The following is a 20,332-nucleotide window of genomic DNA, read 5'->3' on the forward strand; positions in this document are numbered from 1 at the left end:
TGCTTATCCTTATTTTGATTGCGCCAATTGGTTTAAACGCTGGGTATAGGATTTTCGATCATTCTGATCGAGACCTTTTAAAATGCGATCATCCCCAATGAATTTACGGAACCCTGTATTCAACCAGTGCGGTACCAATCCATAAGCTTTCGGGGTATGGGTTAAATAATTCGGCACCGCAATTTCAGCCAGATTATGCGCTACTGCTTTGATAATCGCATTCGCTACATCTTGCGGTTCTACGGTCGGAATCGGCAAACTGTCTCCTGTTCCAGAGGACAATTCGGTTAAGACCTTGGATGGTAAAACAGCGGATACACCTATCGGCGTGTCTCTTAATTCCTGTTGCATTGAAGCAGTGAGTCCTACCACTGCAAATTTCGTTGCGCAATAAATACTGGCACCTGGAATCGGATATTTACCAGCGAGAGAAGCCACATTGACGATATGACCCGTTTGGCGTTGCAGCATTTTAGGCAGTACCGCTTTCATGCCATGAATCACACCGCGTAAATTAATATCAATTTGCGCATCAGTAATCGCAGGGCTTTCATCAATCATTGCACCCATCGGCATAATGCCTGCGTTGTTCACCAAGATATCTACTGGCCCAATTGCTTTTTCAATTTGTTCAATGAATTCATGAAATGAGTTTTGTACCCGCACATCCAAATAGCCACCAAAACCTTGCACTTTAATGGCCGCTTGTTGCGCCAGTTCCAGATCTATATCACCGATTGCCACTTTAGCACCAAGTTTTCGGAATGCGATTGCTGTGGCTAAACCGATCCCTCGCCCACCACCTGTGATGAGTACAACTTTGTTTAAAAAACTGAGTTTATTCCCCATTTTAAACATCCTTTATTGAGTTAAAAACCACCAATTCGGAACATAATGTCACTAACGGAATAGTGTGTCAATTTTCTTAAATTTTGTTTTATCGTATTTCCGATAAAGTTCTGATAAAATTTTTGGCATGAATGATCAAACAACTCTCTCGCGTGCTGAGCGCCAACGTATTCAATTACAAGCAGAAATTATTGAAGCTGCTTTTTTGGAATTTTCTGAACGTGGTTATCATCAAACTGCGATCTCTGACATTGCCAAAAGACTAGGTATCGGTCATGGCACTTTCTATCGTCATTTTGAGAACAAGCGGGATATTCTAGACAAAGTCATTGTCGATACCATGTTTAAAATCACAGCTTTGTTGGCCGATGAAAATGCGCCAGATGCAGTATCGACCTTAGACGCTTATCGAACGCAATGTGAAAGGATTTCCAGTAAATTTCAGGAATTTGCCAAAGATAATCCACGCGCTGTGCGCTTAATTCTGCTCGAAGCCACTTCAATTGATAAAGAAATGACAGCACAGGTGCATAACCTGCTACACCTCGGTGGCTTACTTACCGCAGACTATTTAAAAAATGGCGTTAAGTGCGGTTATTTAAAAGCGGATCTGGATACCGAAATGACTGGGCATGCCATCGTCGGTATGATTATCGCAGGTGCCTTTAAGTTCTTATCTACACCTACAGATTCCGACGTGCTCAAAAAATATAGCGATGCTGCGATTCAAATGATGATGGCAGGCATCGCTTAAGACCAAATAAATATATTGTCTAAGTCAGTTTAAACTCAGGCATATTGTTTAGATACGCCAAGGCTTGTGCTGTTGAGCCTTCATTTAATGGACTATGCTTGGGATGGAAGTAGCGTAAACAGGCACCTGCAATATAGCTTGCTCATGGCACGCGATCCTGTCTCGCTGCACGGAAATAATCTTTATAGCGAAAACGATGTGGCAATTGAGGGTCTTTAGCCACCAAAGTTTCAACGGCGATATAAGCCAATACAATAAATAGAGGGAAAGTAAAAACAGCTGCGCCTGTTCGTAATACAAGATTATTGCTCAAATGCCGAAACATCGCATCCGCCACTTCACGATGCTCTACTTCTTCTGCACCATGCCATAGCAATAAACGCAGCATTTGTTCATCGACAGGTGCTTGCTGTAGTCCCTCAGCATTGAGCACCCAATGTCCCAGCACGCCGGTTAAATGCTCCGCAGCTACTACCATGGCAAGGCGTGTGTTTAACCACGTGGATTTTAACCGAATGTGCTTTAATGCATAACCCAATGGTTTTGGGCCAACAAGTGAAGTCAGGCCGATTGCGATCACACATCGACCTAACTTCAAAGCAGTTTTAGTTTACCGCAGCCTGTATCAAACCTTTTAATTGCTCGATTTCAGCAGCTGTCGCACTTTGTAAGGGCTGTCTTGGTGAACCAACTGAAAAGCCCAATAGATTGAGCCCCGATTTCACTGTTTTCGGTAAGCCCCCTTTGACAATGAAACTCAGCACAGGGAGTTGCTTATAAAATAGAGCCTGTGCCTTTGACAAATCCCCCTGCTGAATCGCTTGATACAATTGCTTCGGCAGGTCACCGAGTAAATTCGGTGCAGCAGTACACCAACCTGTCGCCCCTGCACAAAAAGCTTCCAATGCTAAGGGATTAGAACCGTTATAAAATGGCAACTGACCCTGCGTTAAAGCATGAAATTTATGCATACGCTGAATATCACCGGTGCTGTCTTTGACCATGCAAATACTGTCGATCTCGTTAAACATCTTCACGATTAATTCAGGTGGCATATCAATCCCACTGGTAGCTGGATTGTTATAGACCATAATCGGCAACTTTACAGATGCAGCAATCTGCTGATAATAATCATAAATTTCTTGATCAGTGAGTTTCCAATAAGACACTGGAATCACCATAATCACATCTGCACCCAATTCCTCTGCTTTCTTGGCTTTTTGAATCGCCATGGCAGTGGTCAGTTCAGAAATTCCAAGAATTACGGGAACACGCTGATTCACCACTTCAATTGTGGTTTGCGCCACCTGTTGCCACTCTTGCCACGACAAATAAGCACTTTCACCTGCACTGCCCAAAGGTGCAATCGCATCACATTGCGATTGCAATAGTGCATTCAAACTCATGCTCAAGGCTTCAAGATCAAGTTCTTGGCCACCTGCTTTAAATGGTGTCACCGGATAAGCAATAATGCCTTCAATTTTCATGTGGTTCATTCCTCGATACAATCTTGATGATTTTTCAACGCCTTACGCGCGTAATAGGCAAAATTGACTTTGTTTCGCTTATCAGTAGACAACCAGTCATGTGCTTCTTTTGCCAGTTCATGTGGAATCGGCTGGATTTGCCCTGCTGACATCGCCAACAATTGCAAACGTGCTGCACGCTCAATCAACAATGCTAAATTACAAGCTTCTTCAATAGTCTTGCCTGCCACCAACTGACCGTGATGAGACAACAATACCGCCCGATTTTTTCCCAAGGCTTCGGAAATAAAAATGCCTTCTTCATTACCGACTGGCACCCCCGGCCATTCACCGACAAAAGAGCAATCTTCATAGAGGGCACAGGTATCCATTTGCGAAATAGCCAGTGGCACACGTAACATCGACAAGGCCGCAATATGGGTGGGATGGGTATGGATAATGCAATTCACTTCTGGATGCTGCTGGTAAATCCATGTATGGAAACGATTGGCAGGGTTGGCCATACCTTGCTGATCTAAAGGTTTGAGGTCTTGATCGACCACCAATAAATTGGCTGCGGTAATTTCGTCAAAGCCCAGACCAAAACGTTGTGTGATAAAGGTATTTTCATGTTCGGCACGACAAGTAATTTGCCCGGCCAACCCTGCATCGTGGCCATGATCAAATAAAATACGACAGGTCAACGCCAATTTCTGTCGATCCGTGTAATTGACCTCTTGGATCAAATTCATGTTCTGCTGTGCGCTTTGCATCAATTGCTGTTTGCTGAGTAATGCGGTTTGCATAAGACCACCTCGCTACGGTTGATTTGTGGATGGGACAGATGCAGAATACGAAGTCAGTGGATGAGTTAAAATATCCAGTTTATAAAACTTATATGGTCCAGACCCGCATGCAGCAGCCATGGAAGATCCGTCTTCATCTTGAAGATCGAGAAGAAAAAACCATCTTTCTTAAGTTAGCCAATCAAATTATCGAAGACATTTTGTCTGGACGGTTAAGCTCAGGTTCGCGTCTGTCAGGCTCACGCTCGCTTGCGGATGAATTAAAGATTAATCGTAAAACCGTACAGTCGGTTTATGAGGATTTAGAAGCGCAAGGTTGGTTGATCTCCAAGCCAAGACAAGGCACCTTTGTGGCAGAGAATTTGCCTGAGTTAAAACATAAAAAAATGGATGCTGCGCTAGGACTCGCGCCTTCACTCAGCACAGTAAATCCTATACCCATCAAAAATGATGGCATTCCAGATACGCGTCTGATTCCTTATGAACTATTTTCCCGTGCTTATCGGCATGCTTTGATTCAAGTAACCCGTTCTCAGATCATGGGTTATGGTGATCCACAAGGCAGTATTGAATTACGTCAGGCATTGCTACAAATGCTGTCAATGGAACGCTTTATCAAAACCAGCATGGACAATATCTGTGTGGTCCGCGGCAGCCAAATGGGGATTTTTTTAGCAGCTCGTGTACTGGCTGCGCGTTCTGCTCAACGTAAAGTGATTGTGGTGGAACAATGGTCTTATCCACCTGCAATTGAAACCTTTTTATCACATCATTATCACATCGTTCCGGTTCGGCTGGATCAGCACGGTCTTGATATTGAGCATCTTGAAGAACTATTAGAAAATCATGCTGTGGCTGCGATTTACACTACACCGCACCATCAATATCCAACCACCGTGACCATGGCAATGGATCGGCGCTTAAAACTGTTGGAACTATCGAAAGCTTTTGATTTTTATATTATTGAAGATGACTATGATCATGAATTTCATTATGACAGTCGCCCGATTCCGCCACTCATTAGCTTGCCGCACGCAGAAAAAGTCATTCATATTGGATCACTGTCTAAAGTCTTTGCCCCAAGTTTAAGAATTGGTTATGTGGTCGCCAATCTAGATATCATCCAAGCCATGAATCAGGATATATTATTGATTGATAAACAAGGCAATATCATCACTGAGTTGGCGATTGCTGAACTAATGCAACAAGGTGAAATTAAGCGCCATATCCGTAAGATGCGCAAAATTTACCAACAACGGCGTGATTTTGCAGTGAATCGCTTCCAAGCTGTATTTAATGATCGAGTAGACATTAACCCTCCGTTGGGAGGGATGGCGCTATGGATCAAATTCAAATTCCCCTATCGCGCTGAATATAATGAGCTTCTAAATCAGTTGCATATTGATGCTGAAGCGCATTTTGCGGCTGAAAGCCAAGCATCAAATCAGCATTTTCATATCCGTTTTGGCTATGCCGCCATCAATGAAACTGAAATTTCAAACATCATCAGCCTGCTCTATACGGCATTTCAGCCTAAAGCTTGAATACGCATGATTTTATAATCCTAAGCGTAACTCCTGACTCCATGTCGATTTGGGTTGTTGATACAGATGCCAACAGGTCTGTTGCAGTGATTGCATCAACGCATAGTTGGCACTTTGCCAATGTGACAGCGCACAATAGACTACGTGAATTCCCTTCGGCTGAAACTCTCGGGCTAAGGACTGTGCTAAGGCTCGAATACTGGCAGATAGGCTTTGACTGAATAAATCCTGCTCCGACTCGACTGGCTTTTGAGTCCCTAAAAAAATCAAGGTCCCTTGTTGTTTGGACAGCATCTGTCGAATGACAGCTTGAGCTATACTCACCGCGGTTAAGCCCGTGTTTTGCCAATCGGACTCAAGCTGTGCAGCGGACAATGCATGGCTATTTTCAGGAAATACAAAGTCAGGTTGGAAAATACATAAATCGACAAAACAACCTGCTTTCTGAATATGTTGCATGTAATTTTTCAGCACAGCAGCATCCAGTAAATTCAGTCGTACACTGATCAGCCCCTGAGCTTGAACTTCAATCTGTAGCTGTGTTTGGGTTACATCATGCTGGAGTTGATAAACAGGCATATCATCATATTGAGCTTGCTCAGCAAAAAGTTGACTCAACGCTTGCACCTCATTGCCCACGATCACCACACAGCCCTGCGCTTTATGTTTGGATTTAAACCATTGTGGCAGCAACTTACTCATCTTAGAATTTCTCCTGATAAGGACGTAGATCCAGTTCATGCGTCCATAAGTCAATATTTTGCTGATACAGCATCCAGTAATTTTCAGCAATCGCCTCAATATTCAAACCACCCGTGCCACGGGTTAAACGTGCCAGCCGTCCCAAGCCCCATAAGGCTTTATTGACACGATCACCATCGACCATACCATCCACCACCACATGCGCCACATGGATGTTGTGCGGACGATACAGCGCTGCTAAATTCAAGGCATAACTCCTCAACGCAGATTTGCCCATGGTAAATGCAGCAAAAAACGGTTTACCTCGCAATGAGGCACTGGCACCGGTAAAAATCAATGTGCCCTGCTGTTGTTTTTCAAAAATGGTTAAACTACGCTGCGCCACCAACACAGCAGACAAAAAGGTGGAACGCCACATTTGGCTAAAAAACTTCAGACTGCTTTGTAAAAAGATAGAAGGTATATTACCGCCAACATTATGAATCACCGCTGCCAATGATTCTGGCTGATCGTTTAAATGATCAAATAAGGTCTGCACCTGCTGCTCATTTTCAGCATCCAGCGCATAGGCAACAGCCTGTCCACCTTGGCGATTAATCGCTGCAGCAACCTTTTCGACCTTATTTAACGTTCGCCCCACCACATAGACTTTGAATTTTTCCTGAGCAAAACGGCGGCAGACAGCTGCACCAATCCCTTGCTCCGCACCCACGCCAACTACCGCAACAATAGCAGTTGGCTGCGTTATCTCTTGATTCGACCGATTCATAATTGTTGTATCCAATGCTGAATATGTGGATAGCTGTTAATTTTTGGTCCCCAAATTTTACTGGTCCGAACCACTTCTAACAGTTGAGAGCCCACTGCAATATCAGCAATGGTTTTAGTCTCACCGACCAACCAACCCGTTTGATCTAGTACCAGTTCAATCCGTTCTAAGTGACGTGTAAATTCTGCTTCGATATCCGCCTTTGCCATTCGTCCCGTGCCTTGCATCTTCACTTGCATATTCAAAGCAGCTTTGAGCAAAGGTTTCATCAATACAATCTCATGCTTCGGACGACCTTCAGCACTAATGGCTACTGCATGATTCAAAGCATCAGCATCGCTCACCCGAAAATACACTTCATAGAAATATAACAACTCGTCAGACCAGTCTTCCCACAATTCAACATAGGCTTTTTGCAACGGATCTGTAGGATATAAAAGTGGCAAGTCTGGATAAGCTTCATCCAAATAACGGGCAATTTTGGTACTGTCCTGAATCCGTTGTCCATTGATATCCAGTACAGGAACTTTGCCGACTTTACTCAGCATTGGCACTTTGGCCCCCAATACGCCGTTATAATTCACGGTTTCAAATGAAATGCCTTTAAACTGCAACATCCGCGCGACTTTTTTGCAGAATGGTGAAATTTCCCATTGATGTAAAACCACTGTGCTCATTGTTATATTTCCATCTTTTTATTGAATTGATCTGAATGACAAACGAGCAGCGCAATGCTGGCTCAACTTATCTTACAGATATTTACTCACTTGGCGATGTGTAAACGAGGGTATTTTTCTCGCTGATTAATGAATAGCTGATTAGTGAATAAAAGTCGATTGTTCAGGCGATAAACCAATTTTGATTTTGGTTTTTGCTACGATTTCAGATTCATCAGTATCATTCGGATGGAAATCACGACGATAATAAGAGAAAAATTGCGGCACCAGTTTACGATAGGCCTGCACAGTGAAGCCTGCAAACTTAGCCCACGATTTCAGATTGAATAATTGCTTGTCTCTGGACATTAACACCACTTGGTAGACATTCGACAAGGTTGTGATGAGGACCAAGCTCAAACTAAAAATTGCTACGCGTGGAATATAGGCATCCAAACCTTTGCCATAGAGATATTCATACATATCATAGGCAACCGCTTTGTGTTCAGTTTCCTCAACACTATGCCACAGCCATAAATTACGGATCGTGGTATCAGTCATTAATTCGTTGACGTTTTTCATCATTTCCACCACCAGTACTGCGGTGTAATGTTCCAGTCCAACCGTAACCAATAGATTCCACTTTTTCGGAAAAGTGCGTTCAATGGCTTTAAGGATAATACCTGTCACTTTTTCCAATGATTCAGGATCTAATCCATATTGTTGTGCACTGACATGAAAAGCGTGATGTTCTTTGGAATGCATCGCCTCCTGACCAATAAACGCACCAATATCACGATCCAATTGTGGGTTACTTTTGACTTGATCACGTAAAGCCCTGACCGAACGGACAAAGTAAGACTCTCCTTCTGGAAACAGCGTGGAAAGGCCTGTGAAATAATGGGTAAACGTCGGTTCATCATTACACCAATATTTGGGCATATCCTGAAATTCATAATCCATACGGCGGACTGGAAATGATGCAGGTATCTTTTGCTTTGATTTTTCTTTTAACGCTGACGCAGACATAATTCACCTCAAGAATAGATCTCAAAATATTAAGTTCCAAAAAAGAACTTAATTGAAAAATATAGGTGGCTTGATAAGTTGTCAATAAAGCGGATATCTTAATCGTTCAAGTTGTCCTAAAATGACAGCCTGCTTCCTGTAAAGACATATAGATGGTATTGCGATGAAATGGCATGAACTCGGTGAAATGAATTGTCCAATTGCACGGACTTTGTCGATTTTTGGCGACCGTTGGACACTGCTGATTATTCGTAATGCCTTTATGAAAACCCGTCGTTTTGATGATTTTCAAAAACAGTTGGGCATCACCCGTCATTTGCTGACCGAACGTATTAACCGCTTGGTGGAGCACAAGATTTTTGAGAAAGTGCTATATCACGAAGCCCCAAAACGTTATGAGTATAAGCTGACTGAAAAGGGTCTAGCCCTGTACCCGATTATTGTCACCATGAGTACATGGGGCAATATTTGGCAGAATGAAAATAAGCAATTCCCCGAATTGCGTTATCTGCATAAAAGCTGTGGGCATGTGACCAGCCCAAGCCTAACTTGCGATTGTTGCAAGCAGCCTCTTGATGCCAGACAGATGTCACCTGTTTATGTAGCGGGTGAGGACGTTGAAGAGTAAGAGGCTGCCCTTTATTCGGCAACTATGATTATATAATTTCTTGATGTTAATACTCATGAAACAATGAACATGAATAACTAAACTGTCAATCACTCATCAACTTTCCGAACTCTCTCTACCGTAATGTATTCATTCGGAATTACGACCTGCTTCTCTATTGATATACGCTGAATTATCAGGAGACTTTCCCTTGGGAGATTCTAGGCAGCCAACTTATAAAAGTCTTCGGCCATTTGATTTGGTGTCTTAAAACCCAAACCCTTTTGAATTCTTCGATGATTATAAAATAACTCAATGTATTTTATAATATCTGCTTTGGCTTCTTCTCTAGTTTGATAGTTGTAATGATGAACTAACTCATTTTTCAATATTCCCCAAAAGCTTTCAATCGGTGCATTATCGTAACAGTCTCCGCGCTTGCTCATTGAACCTTGAAAACCATATTGCTCAAGTATATTTCGATATTCATGGCTGCAATATTGACTTCCTCTGTCTGAATGCACAATCAGTTCTTTGGTTGGTTTTTGATTGTGAATAGCCATATTTAGCGCATTACAAACAAGCTGTGTTGTCATGCGCTCATTTAAGCTATAGCCAACCACTTGCTTCGTGTAAAGGTCTTTTACCGCTGCTAAATACAGCCATCCTTCAACAGTCCATATGTACGTAATATCACTTGACCATGCTTGATTTGGTCTAGTCATTGAGAATTGTTGCTCCAGCAGGTTTTCATAGATCGCTCGATTATGGTCACTATTCGTAGTCCTTTTAAAACGCTTGTGTCGCTTACAATACAGGTGGTTCAGCGCTTTTATCTGACGTACAGCGTACATACTCATTTTTATACCCTGAGCTTGTAAGTATTTGGTTAATCGAATATAACCATAGCTCTGCCTTGTCTCCTCATGGGCTATTTTCACCAATATCGTCTGTTGATTTCGTTGAATCGTTCTTTTGCTCACGCCTCTCTTGAGCCAATCATAAAAACATGAAACTGAAACATGAAGTAATCGAGCCATTAAGGTAATTGGAAAAGAATATCTTTTTTGTTTCATATAGGCGTACCTTACTGACTTTCTTTGGCAAAGTACGCTGCTGCCTTTTTTAAAAATTCACGTTCCATTTCAGCTATTTTGAGCTGTTGTTTGAGTTTTTTATTTTCTTCGAGTAGAGCGTTTAGATCAGGTGAATACTGTTTTGTACCTGCTAAAGTTCCAGCCTTTGCTTTGGTATTCCAATTTGAAAGAGTTTGCATTGAAATGCTAAGTTGTCTAGCTGTTTCCGAGACATTGCCTTGATTGGCTTCAATTAATTTGATGGCTTCAGCTTTAAATTCTGTGGTGTAAGTCTTGTGTTTCTTGCTCATGGTAAACTCCTGATGAGTGTGTTTAGTTTACCAAGTTAAAACCTCCTGTTTTTTCAGCACACATCAAGTGATCACATGTTGGGTTTCACGAATTGTAATTTTAATATCGTATAAACCAGATTGCGTAAAGAATACATCTGTTAAAGTAAGATCTGTGAATCTTAATACATCATTACTTCCATAGCCTTCAATCCTGTCATTACCATCATTTTTTGAATAAAGGTATTCATCGTTCCCCTCCGTTAAAATCAGGACATCATCACCGAGCCCTCCCTTAATTTCATCTTGGGTATATGCACCGTTAATCACCTCATTTGCATCCGTTCCAATCACGTGGACTTTAATCTTAGAATCATCCACTAAACCAAGATCAGCAAATTGGAATTTATTGCGCAACATGTAGTAATACGGATAATACGAGGAGGAATAACTAACTTTCACTAGACCATTCTTAATCAGAATGCTTTCACCAGTGTCTTGAATAACCGCCTTTAAATCCATGCCAATTTGATAGAAAGTTACCTCAGCAAAGTTAACCCCATCAAAACGGATTAAGCATTGCTTATTGCTAGAATCATAAACCGTATCATGTCCAGAACCACGACTAAACACGATCGTGTCATAACCTAAACCAGGAGTGAGTGAGTCATCACCAGCCCCGCCTATCAATAAGTCATCACCAGCACCTCCATCTAAAACATCATTGCCTGCACCCCCAACAATAATATCTTGCCCAATACCTCCATCTATGTTGTCATTCCCTGCACCCGCGAAAATCAAATCATTAGAAGTTGTACCATATAGCGTATCGCTTCCTTCACTACCAGATACCAATGTTAAGCTAGCCATTGATTTGATGCTTTGAGCTGGCAATGATGTTCCATCACTAAATACAAAATGATCAATCAAGTTTTGGCCACTATTTCCAAATTGCTCTTGAATAACCAGTTGATCTGGACTATTTTTTATTTTAATAGTTAATGTGCCATTTTCTGTTTGAGCAAACACCACATCATTTAATGTTACTTTATCCAAAATAACAGTACGATAATCACTTGTTAGTTTAGTTGAAAGTGTATCTACCAATTGAACTGAACCTGAACCAACTTTGAAAATCAAACGATCCTGACCATGTCCAAACTTAATTGTATCTTGGCCACCACCACCTTCTAAAATGTTGTTTGCATCATTCCCGATAATGACATTGTTTAAAGCATTCCCTGTACCGTATTTTGCAGCGCCTGTAAGCACTAAGTTTTCGATATTATTTTGTAATACAGTATCTACACTAGATTGAACTGTATCTATACCTTCATTCTCATTTTCTTGTGTAGTATCTAAATGATCGTCAACAATATATAGATCATCCCCCAGACCACCGATCAATAGATCAGCTCCAGCCCTACCATCCAATGTATTGGAAGCGCTATTCCCTTTAATAATATTATTTAAGTTGTTACCAGTCGCTGTTAATGCATCACTTCCAATTAAAGTTAGATTTTCAATATTTTCAGCTAAACTAGGCAGTGATACGCTGGTTTCAATCGTATCTATACCTTCCGTTGATTTTTCAATCACTCGATCATTGATTGAATCCAGCACATATATATCATCACCAATTCCTCCAATAAGGGTATCTACCCCTTGACCACCGTCTAAAATATTATTACCACTATTCCCAATAAGCAGGTTATCTAGCGAATTTCCATACGCATTAGTGTTATCCTGCCCAAGTAATTCTGCATCTCGCTGAGAAGGACCAAGAATAATATTTTCTGTTGAAGAAACGCCTACGCTAAAAATATGGTCTAGCTCTTGTGTCGTATAAGAGACATTAGCAATGATCCACGTTGCTACTTTACTAGAGTCAATTACAATTTGATCTCCATTTGAACCATAATGCAGAATACCATTTAAATAATGGATATCTTGAACAGTAACCCCATCCAAACGAACAGTATTATTTACATCATCTTCAATGATTTGATCCTTTCCATCCCCCAATGTGAAGTGATAAATATCTGTTCCAGTACCACCCTCTAATCTATCATCACCTTTACCACCGAGAAGTAGATCTGAACCAGCCCCCCCAGATAAGTGATTATTGAGTTGATTTCCTATAAGCTGGTCATCTCCCACGCCAGCAATTGCATTTTCAATCTCGGTACCATAACCAATAAAGGCCTGACCTACAGCTGTTAAATAATTTGCTTTCTGCTCAACATAAATCCATGTCGTTGCCTGAAGATTAATATATACATTTTTTGTTTCTGTAGATGCGTCAAAAGTATCAATACCATTACCATCCCAAATGTATTTATCGGCAAAGGTATATGTATCATTCCCAGCACGTGCAGCTGAATTGACGCCATGTAAATAATGCAATGCTGCTAAATCAAATATTTTTAATTCAGTGTCATTATTATCATTTGAGGTATATGACATGACTGTATTATCTTGATTATTCTCTATTTCAGGTAATACAGGAGCTTCAAAAGGATGTTCCAGCCCAAAAGCATGTCCAATTTCATGCAGTAATACTTCAAAGCCATACTGTCCCGGATTCAGTGAATCGGCAGTTTCAAATAACAATGAATTAATATGTATTTCACCTGTTTGAGCACTTGCATAACCTGCTGCTGCGCCAGCATCCGCTGAGGTTAAATCATCTAAATAAAATTTAAGGTCTCCTGCACCAGTATGTGATTGGACAAAACTGACATTAAGCACTTGAGCAAATTTATTCAGTGCTTGCTCTATCGCTAAAACCTGTTCTTGAGAATAAGCCTTAGTGCCAGGCAATTCATTTGCAGGAAATGAATAACTTATTACTTTTTTTCCAAGCAGAGCAATAGACTCACGTGTTGCAAGGGCATCAATAAAGTAGGCAATGCCACTTAATGGTTCTAAAGGTAATTCATTAATTTCTGGTGGTGGTGCCATCTGCATAATTTTTGCAGTATCCCAAACCGTACCATCTTCGAAGCGGATTTCTGATATTTCAATTTGTTCAAATAGTTCTTGGTTTTCTAAATAGCTATGGTTACTGATATTTCTAACTTTATAATAGTCTTTAACTGTTACTTGATCATCTGTCCCATATTTAACAATTAGGTCGAATCCAGCTCGACTAATACCTCGCATTTGGCTTGGATCAAAGGTGAAATAAATAAAGTTTTGATAGTTCAATGAGGCTAAATCTGTGACTTCCTCTTTAATTATGTCTTGTCCATCGCCAACTGAAAATACGTATAAATCGGATCCTTGCCCGCCAACTAACTTATCATTTCCAGCCCCCCCAAATAAGATGTCATCTCCTGCTTCACCAAACAATGCATCTTTTCCTGCACCGCCATAAATGATGTCATTATTGGCCCCACCAAAAAGGAAGATGTCATTGCCATCACCGCCAAAAAGAATGTCATCTCCATCTTCACCTTTAAGTGAATCATCATTCTCATCACCAAACAGAATATCGTTATTTGCTCCTCCGACTAATGAATCATTGCCATTTCCACCAAATAGGAAATCATCACCATCGCCACCGAGAATTTGATCATTATCATCTCCACCATAAAGAATATCATTCCCCCCATTTCCCCAAATTGTATCTTGGCCTACCCCTCCATAAATGAGGTCATCGCCATATCGAGTTGGATCTGCTGATTCAGGCGGAGCACTAGTGCCGTAAAGGTTTTGTAAATCCCCAGTAATAAAATCGTCACCTTGCCCTCCAAAAATGATGTCAGCTTCATATCCACCTACCAAACGATCGCTATTGTCTCCTCCGCTTAAATAGTCACGACCAGCGCCGCCATAGATAATATCTTCGCCCTGTTCTCCATAAACATAATCATCGCCACCACGTCCATAAAGATGATCATCATCCTGACCGCCATACAATCGATCAACACTTCCAGACCCAATAATAAAGTCTAGTCCTTGCCCACCGTATACTGTATCTTGATCATTTTCCTCACTACTCATAATATCTTGTTCTAAAAATAGAGAGGAGAATAGTTCGACCTTTTTACCTTCAATCAAGATATAAGTTTCGATATTAGGCATTATGGTTGCATTACCACCAATATAAACACTATAACTTTGAGTTTCTTGATGTAGAATTTTTCTATATTTAAAATCAATATCAAAATCAAATAAATAGTTACTTACAGAGTAACCATCTTTTAAATTATTATTAAAAAAACCTGGATTAAGTCCACTATGCGCTACTGTAGTAAAAATTAGATCATCACCCATTCCACCGTAAATTGTGTCATCACCATATCCAGCTAAAATAATATCATTATCTTTTCCACCAACAATAAGATCATTCCCACCACCAGTATCAATCCAATTATTCCCATCTCCACCATCAACAACATCATCAGTATTAGTTGTTGATATATAATCGTTACCAGCACCAGCATTTACCTTATTTTGATTATAAGCAATATTATTACTACCATTTAGAATGGGTAGTCCATCTGTAGATGGGATATTTTCTGGTGGCAATGCAGGAAATCCCTGTTCCCAACCATCAAGATAGATTGTATTTTTTTCATCACCAACTTTATGAATGCTTATTATTGTTTTATCTGTATCTTCACCCAATTTTCGGATGATGTATTCACCATCCTGACTTCTCCATGCCCGAATTGTTGGGTCATAGTCACCAAGTTGTAATACCTTATGGTCTATCAGAATAGTCCCATCATTATCTTTAATAAGTGTGGTACCAAAGCCATCTAGACCTATGGCCGAAGTAAAAAACCTATATGTATCTACTCCGCCTTTACCTACTAAAATATTTGTACCTGATCCGCCCTCAAGAGTATCAACACCATTACCAGCGTAAATAAGATCATTATCAGCCCCACCTTTCAGTTCATTCTTATCATTACCACCATATAACAAATCATTTCCATCACCTCCTTCTATTTTATTTTCACCATCATAGCCATAGATAATATCATTACCTTTACCACCTTTTAATTCATCGGGTAGTGCTAGATTTGAAGTATTGGTTTTATCAGCATAAATAATATCATTGTCGTCACCACCATCAGCATTTAGGCGTCCCTTCCCACCAACTAGAATATCATTACCAATACCGCCATCAAGATAATCATTATCTAAACTACCATTTAAATAATCATTTCCTGTACCACCATAGAGTTGGTCATCTCCACTACCACCTAACAGTAGATCATTATCTCCCTCACCATAAAGAATATCATTACCACCCCCACCTTCTAAATAATCTGTTCCATCACCAGCTGTTAGTTTATCATTTCCTCCTCCACCAAATAAATTATCAGAAAGTTTTCCACCATTAATAATTTCATCTTTACCTGAGCCAAAAATATGATAATGACTAGCTAGTGTCAGTGGGTTAATTCCATCAATATCTAAAGTTAAATCTAAATTTAAGTCTTTATAAATATGATCTCCTTTAACTGGTAAAGGCAACAACCCACCTAACTGATTAAAACGTTCTTTAAAATCAACACCTTGCTTCATGAATTCGAGCTTTGATATACGCTGAATTATCAGGAGACTTTCCCTTGGGAGATTCTAGGCAGCCAACTTATAAAAGTCTTCGGCCATTTGATTTGGTGTCTTAAAACCCAAACCCTTTTGAATTCTTCGATGATTATAAAATAACTCAATGTATTTTATAATATCTGCTTTGGCTTCTTCTCTAGTTTGATAGTTGTAATGATGAACTAACTCATTTTTCAATATTCCCCAAAAGCTTTCAATCGGTGCATTATCGTAACAGTCTCCGCGCTTGCTCATTGAACCTTGAAAACCATATTGCTCAAGTATATTTCGATATTCATGGCTGCAATATTGACTTCCTCTGTCTGAATGCACAATCAGTTCTTTGGTTGGTTTTTGATTGTGAATAGCCATATTTAGCGCATTACAAACAAGCTGTGTTGTCATGCGCTCATTTAAGCTATAGCCAACCACTTGCTTCGTGTAAAGGTCTTTTACCGCTGCTAAATACAGCCATCCTTCAACAGTCCATATGTACGTAATATCACTTGACCATGCTTGATTTGGTCTAGTCATTGAGAATTGTTGCTCCAGCAGGTTTTCATAGATCGCTCGATTATGGTCACTATTCGTAGTCCTTTTAAAACGCTTGTGTCGCTTACAATACAGGTGGTTCAGCGCTTTTATCTGACGTACAGCGTACATACTCATTTTTATACCCTGAGCTTGTAAGTATTTGGTTAATCGAATATAACCATAGCTCTGCCTTGTCTCCTCATGGGCTATTTTCACCAATATCGTCTGTTGATTTCGTTGAATCGTTCTTTTGCTCACGCCTCTCTTGAGCCAATCATAAAAACATGAAACTGAAACATGAAGTAATCGAGCCATTAAGGTAATTGGAAAAGAATATCTTTTTTGTTTCATATAGGCGTACCTTACTGACTTTCTTTGGCAAAGTACGCTGCTGCCTTTTTTAAAAATTCACGTTCCATTTCAGCTATTTTGAGCTGTTGTTTGAGTTTTTTATTTTCTTCGAGTAGAGCGTTTAGATCAGGTGAATACTGTTTTGTACCTGCTAAAGTTCCAGCCTTTGCTTTGGTATTCCAATTTGAAAGAGTTTGCATTGAAATGCTAAGTTGTCTAGCTGTTTCCGAGACATTGCCTTGATTGGCTTCAATTAATTTGATGGCTTCAGCTTTAAATTCTGTGGTGTAAGTCTTGTGTTTCTTGCTCATGGTAAACTCCTGATGAGTGTGTTTAGTTTACCAAGTTAAAACCTCCTGTTTTTTCAGCACACATCAAACTCTCGATATTTATCCTCTTGAACTCCTTGAGTTGAATACTTTTTCCCATCGTAAAAGCGAGTGTTTAGTTTATAAAGTTCGAGATTGAGGTATGTCTTTTCCCATATTCTTTCTACTTCGTTCTTTATACTATCCATAGATTCTGTTTTTTGGTTTTTGAAGACAAATATGCCAAATACAGAAAAATCATAGTGTGAACCAAAATCAAGTTTTAAAAAACTCGTAAGTATTCGTTCATTAATTTTAACCTCGTTTCTAAAAAAGTTTATATGACGAAGGGTCCTATCTTTAGCCCATTCTAGTTGCACATCACATATTCTTATTGGATCTATTGGAGGGACTAAACGATAACCAAGTTTTAAACATAAAACCTTTACTTTATTCGATTCGTTGTAGGATTGATCAAATCTTTCCTTTAAGCACTCAAGATTCCCATACATTTCCAGCCAAGTATTATCCTGCATCGCTGGAAAATTATGGAGCCATTCCCTAATTGATAGCTCCTCACTCCCATCAAAAGCATGTCTGTGAAACCAAAACCTTGATAAGTTTTGTACAAGAACATTGAAATAAATCCGCCAATTCGGGGGTAAAAGAATAAGCGCATTAACTTGAGGATAGCGTGTACTAAATGGATGAAATCCGAAGATTGAATTATTTGCTATAGATGGATTTGTCGAAAGCATTTTTTGATAATATTGCTCAATATAATCCAATTGAGCAAAATCATTACGTTCTGGATCAAATAATTTTTTAATAAAATCTATTAAATGTTTTTGTCTTTTATCTGATATTTCCTCACCAAACTGTAGGCGAAAGGCAAGTTCATAAAATGCTTCCAATGCATAAATAACCTCAGAATTTACTTCCCTCCCATGTAGATGAAGGAAGATTCTCAAAACCTCAGAAATATCTCTGACTCTTCTATCCACGTCAATTTTAGTAAGTTCCATATCCATAAATCAGCCATTTTTATTCTATAATCTATATACTACATAAATCCTGGTTATAAAAAACATACCTATTTTCACTTAGTCAAAATTTTAAGAAAAAAAGGGTGCTTTGAGGTTATATCAGAGTACAAAAAAATAAAATAATAATAATCATTAACAAATAAAAATAATTCACTAAACTAAGGCCGAGAAATTTTAGACAAAAAAAGGCCTAAACAGAAAATTAGAGAAGATTTTTTGTTTAGGCCTTTTTTTAAAAAAAATTATTACATTATTCACATATTTTTTAAGCTAACCAATTTTTTACCTGCTCTCCATACCACTCCATTATCTTCACACGCTCATCCCAGTATTGGGCACGGTTATAAGCAGAACGAATTCGATTTTGTGGCACATGAGCAAGCTGACGTTCAATTGCATCAGGATTGAATAAATTAGACTCATTCACTACTGTACTAAATAAAGACCTAAAACCATGTGTTGTCATTCGTCCTGTATAGCCAGAACGTTTAATTACAGCTAAGATTGACTCGCTGCGCATAGGTTGCTTGTTGTTTAATCGGTGTGGAAATAACAGATCCTGATTATGTGTCAGACGCAATGCCTGAAGCTCATCGATCATCATTTCTGTTAAGGGTACACGATGGGGTAAACTGTTCTTCATACGCTCAGCAGGGATATCCCATTTACGCTCATCTAGATCAAATTCGTCCCAACGCGCTTGCAGTAATTCACTTACTCGAACACCAGTTAGCATGATCAGAATAATTGCATGATGGGTTTTAGCATCAGCTGGATAGGTTTTGATCCGTCTAAGGAATTCAGGCATTTCGCTTTCTGATAATGAAGCTAAGTTCTTCACTTTTTTATTCTTGAGTGCATAGACCAAATCACTTGCTGGATTATCGTATCTATAGCCATGAGCTATGGCATATTTCATTACCATACCACAACGTGACAAGGTGCGCTTAGCAATCTCAAGTGAACCTCTTGCTTCTATTTTTTTAATGATCTGTAAAATTTCGGGAGCTTGGATTTGATTAATTCGCTTGCTGGCAAGTCCAATATTTAATTCATCTAATGATGCTTGGACATTACTAATATGCTTTGTAGACCATGTTTCTTTTTGATTTTCAAACCACTCTTCTGCTACCTCTTTAAAAAGTGGTTTTAACTCATCAACCGCCTCTACACGAGAAAACTTATATTTTATCTCTAAAGCAATTTCACGAGCTTTTTTCAAACTTAGATCAGGATACTGCCCTAGTGCTTTAGATTTTCTTTGCCCATCAACCGTAAGTCGAAGCGCCCAATATTTCCCCCCTTTGGGATCAATGATGAGTGACAATCCATTAGAATCTGATAATCGATATTGCTTTTCTTTAGGTAATGCCTTTTTGCATTCCACATCAGTTAGTGCCATTTTTCCTGCCCCACTCATTTTGAATCTTGTGGGTCAAATTGTCCCAATTTTGACCCTTAAAAGGCAAAAATAAGGTCAAATCATATCAGATGGTATCGGACAAACAGGCAAATAAAAAAGCCTTTAAGTATTGAACTTAAAGGCTTTTTTATATCGGATAGAACAATCCCGAATAATATTTTGGTGGAGATGGCGGGAGTCGAACCCGCGTCCGCCAGCATTACGCTCGAGAATACTACATGCTTAGATATCGTCTACTGTTTTAACTCTTTGTGACCCGACGAACAGGGTACAAATCGCGATCCTCTAAGTTTAGTACAAAGCCCCGAGGCTTGGCTTTATACGGACTTGTGTGCGTGCGCTTCAGTCGGACTCTCTAACCACAAGTATTCAGAGAGGCGGACAAGCTGCCCTTAGGCAGCTAGAGCGTATGATTCGTCGTTTGCGACTAAAAAATGCAAATTTGATTTACGAGAGGAAATGCGCTCTCGGCATGCATCTATGAGTTTCATCACCAGCGTCGAAGCCAGGAACATCCCCAAAGTACAGCGCAATCATAGCATAGATAGTTAAAA

At 39.8% G+C, this 20,332-nt stretch carries 15 protein-coding genes, 1 other RNA gene and 1 pseudogene; 3 read left to right on the top strand and 14 right to left on the bottom strand.

The window, feature by feature from the left end; translation table 11 throughout:
- Window positions 1-9: 9 nt before the first annotated feature.
- Complete coding sequence (locus F909_RS09795) at window positions 10-849, bottom strand: SDR family oxidoreductase (protein WP_005150874.1); 840 nt, start codon at window positions 847-849, stop codon at window positions 10-12.
- A gap of 127 nt (window positions 850-976) precedes the next feature.
- On the opposite strand from F909_RS09795, the gene F909_RS09790 reads away from it, so the two are divergent.
- Entirely contained in the window at window positions 977-1,603 is a 627-nt protein-coding gene (locus F909_RS09790; protein WP_005150875.1) for a TetR/AcrR family transcriptional regulator, read from the top strand.
- Between the two features lie 19 nt (window positions 1,604-1,622).
- Here F909_RS09790 and F909_RS0120295 read toward each other — a convergent pair.
- The 3 genes and pseudogenes from F909_RS0120295 to F909_RS09780 form a co-directional block, all read right to left on the bottom strand.
- A pseudogene (locus F909_RS0120295) lies at window positions 1,623-2,159 on the bottom strand (metal-dependent hydrolase); the annotation flags it as partial.
- A gap of 49 nt (window positions 2,160-2,208) precedes the next feature.
- Window positions 2,209-3,090, bottom strand: a complete 882-nt coding sequence (locus F909_RS09785) for a dihydrodipicolinate synthase family protein (protein WP_005150877.1) — start codon at window positions 3,088-3,090, stop codon at window positions 2,209-2,211.
- Between the two features lie 5 nt (window positions 3,091-3,095).
- Window positions 3,096-3,875: an aldolase gene (locus F909_RS09780; protein ID WP_005150878.1), complete on the bottom strand. Its 780-nt coding sequence runs from the start codon at window positions 3,873-3,875 to the stop codon at window positions 3,096-3,098.
- A gap of 38 nt (window positions 3,876-3,913) precedes the next feature.
- Here F909_RS09780 and F909_RS09775 point away from each other — a divergent pair, with 38 nt between their 5' ends.
- The gene (locus F909_RS09775; RefSeq protein ID WP_005150880.1) at window positions 3,914-5,419 is read left to right on the top strand and encodes a MocR-like pyridoxine biosynthesis transcription factor PdxR; all 1,506 of its coding nucleotides are present in this window, start codon (window positions 3,914-3,916) and stop codon (window positions 5,417-5,419) included.
- A 12-nt stretch (window positions 5,420-5,431) separates the two neighbouring features.
- Here the strand turns inward: F909_RS09775 and F909_RS09770 are convergent, their stop codons facing one another.
- The 4 genes from F909_RS09770 to F909_RS09755 form a co-directional block, all read right to left on the bottom strand.
- Window positions 5,432-6,121 carry a Rossmann-fold NAD(P)-binding domain-containing protein gene (locus tag F909_RS09770; protein ID WP_005150882.1) on the bottom strand — a complete coding sequence of 230 codons (690 nt, stop codon included), beginning with the start codon at window positions 6,119-6,121 and terminating at the stop codon, window positions 5,432-5,434.
- A gap of 1 nt (window position 6,122) precedes the next feature.
- Complete coding sequence (locus tag F909_RS09765) at window positions 6,123-6,890, bottom strand: SDR family NAD(P)-dependent oxidoreductase (protein WP_005150884.1); 768 nt, start codon at window positions 6,888-6,890, stop codon at window positions 6,123-6,125.
- Window positions 6,887-7,567, bottom strand: a complete 681-nt coding sequence (locus F909_RS09760; RefSeq protein ID WP_005150886.1) for a glutathione S-transferase family protein — start codon at window positions 7,565-7,567, stop codon at window positions 6,887-6,889. Before F909_RS09760 ends, F909_RS09765 begins: the two co-directional genes overlap by 4 nt.
- Window positions 7,568-7,708: 141 nt before the next feature.
- Window positions 7,709-8,575, bottom strand: coding sequence for a metal-dependent hydrolase (locus tag F909_RS09755; protein ID WP_005150887.1), 867 nt, complete (start codon window positions 8,573-8,575; stop codon window positions 7,709-7,711).
- Between the two features lie 163 nt (window positions 8,576-8,738).
- Between F909_RS09755 and F909_RS09750 the strand changes: the two genes are divergently transcribed.
- Window positions 8,739-9,203 (top strand): winged helix-turn-helix transcriptional regulator, encoded by a 465-nt coding sequence (locus F909_RS09750; protein WP_005150888.1) that lies wholly within the window; start codon window positions 8,739-8,741, stop codon window positions 9,201-9,203.
- A 200-nt stretch (window positions 9,204-9,403) separates the two neighbouring features.
- On the opposite strand, the gene F909_RS09745 is transcribed toward F909_RS09750, so the two are convergent.
- From F909_RS09745 to ssrA, 6 genes are all read right to left on the bottom strand, one after another.
- Window positions 9,404-10,569 (bottom strand): IS3-like element ISAba22 family transposase gene (locus F909_RS09745; protein ID WP_085940844.1). Its coding sequence is split into 2 segments (ribosomal slippage): window positions 9,404-10,311 and window positions 10,311-10,569, totalling 1,167 coding nucleotides; the frame shifts between segments, so codons are not numbered across the junction.
- Window positions 10,570-10,632: 63 nt separating this feature from the next.
- Window positions 10,633-16,092: a calcium-binding protein gene (locus F909_RS09735; RefSeq protein WP_005150890.1), complete on the bottom strand. Its 5,460-nt coding sequence runs from the start codon at window positions 16,090-16,092 to the stop codon at window positions 10,633-10,635.
- 54 nt (window positions 16,093-16,146) lie between these two features.
- A protein-coding gene (locus F909_RS09730; RefSeq protein ID WP_085940844.1) for an IS3-like element ISAba22 family transposase occupies window positions 16,147-17,312 on the bottom strand; the annotation gives its coding sequence in 2 pieces (ribosomal slippage) (window positions 16,147-17,054 and window positions 17,054-17,312; 1,167 coding nt in all).
- Between the two features lie 53 nt (window positions 17,313-17,365).
- Complete coding sequence (locus F909_RS09720) at window positions 17,366-18,340, bottom strand: hypothetical protein (RefSeq protein ID WP_005150894.1); 975 nt, start codon at window positions 18,338-18,340, stop codon at window positions 17,366-17,368.
- 280 nt (window positions 18,341-18,620) lie between these two features.
- Window positions 18,621-19,757, bottom strand: a complete 1,137-nt coding sequence (locus F909_RS09715) for a tyrosine-type recombinase/integrase (protein WP_032877966.1) — start codon at window positions 19,755-19,757, stop codon at window positions 18,621-18,623.
- Between the two features lie 181 nt (window positions 19,758-19,938).
- Window positions 19,939-20,297: a transfer-messenger RNA gene (gene ssrA, locus F909_RS20845) on the bottom strand.
- Window positions 20,298-20,332: the final 35 nt, after the last annotated feature.

It is taken from the genome of Acinetobacter sp. ANC 3929 (assembly GCF_000369405.1).
In the GTDB taxonomy this organism is placed as follows: Bacteria; Pseudomonadota; Gammaproteobacteria; order Pseudomonadales; family Moraxellaceae; genus Acinetobacter.

Bases quoted from the DNA above. Each gene is read 5' to 3' on its own strand.
- F909_RS09785 (WP_005150877.1), bottom strand. From the start codon at position 3,090: ATGAAAATTGAAGGCATTATTGCTTATCCGGTGACACCATTTAAAGCA.
- F909_RS09775 (WP_005150880.1), top strand. From the start codon at position 3,914: ATGCAGAATACGAAGTCAGTGGATGAGTTAAAATATCCAGTTTATAAA.
- F909_RS09715 (WP_032877966.1), bottom strand. From the start codon at position 19,757: ATGGCACTAACTGATGTGGAATGCAAAAAGGCATTACCTAAAGAAAAG.
- F909_RS09770 (WP_005150882.1), bottom strand. From the start codon at position 6,121: ATGAGTAAGTTGCTGCCACAATGGTTTAAATCCAAACATAAAGCGCAG.
- F909_RS09735 (WP_005150890.1), bottom strand. From the start codon at position 16,092: ATGAAGCAAGGTGTTGATTTTAAAGAACGTTTTAATCAGTTAGGTGGG.
- F909_RS09755 (WP_005150887.1), bottom strand. From the start codon at position 8,575: ATGTCTGCGTCAGCGTTAAAAGAAAAATCAAAGCAAAAGATACCTGCA.
- F909_RS09765 (WP_005150884.1), bottom strand. From the start codon at position 6,890: ATGAATCGGTCGAATCAAGAGATAACGCAGCCAACTGCTATTGTTGCG.
- F909_RS09720 (WP_005150894.1), bottom strand. From the start codon at position 18,340: ATGGATATGGAACTTACTAAAATTGACGTGGATAGAAGAGTCAGAGAT.
- F909_RS09795 (WP_005150874.1), bottom strand. From the start codon at position 849: ATGGGGAATAAACTCAGTTTTTTAAACAAAGTTGTACTCATCACAGGT.
- F909_RS09750 (WP_005150888.1), top strand. From the start codon at position 8,739: ATGAAATGGCATGAACTCGGTGAAATGAATTGTCCAATTGCACGGACT.
- F909_RS09790 (WP_005150875.1), top strand. From the start codon at position 977: ATGAATGATCAAACAACTCTCTCGCGTGCTGAGCGCCAACGTATTCAA.
- F909_RS09760 (WP_005150886.1), bottom strand. From the start codon at position 7,567: ATGAGCACAGTGGTTTTACATCAATGGGAAATTTCACCATTCTGCAAA.
- F909_RS09780 (WP_005150878.1), bottom strand. From the start codon at position 3,875: ATGCAAACCGCATTACTCAGCAAACAGCAATTGATGCAAAGCGCACAG.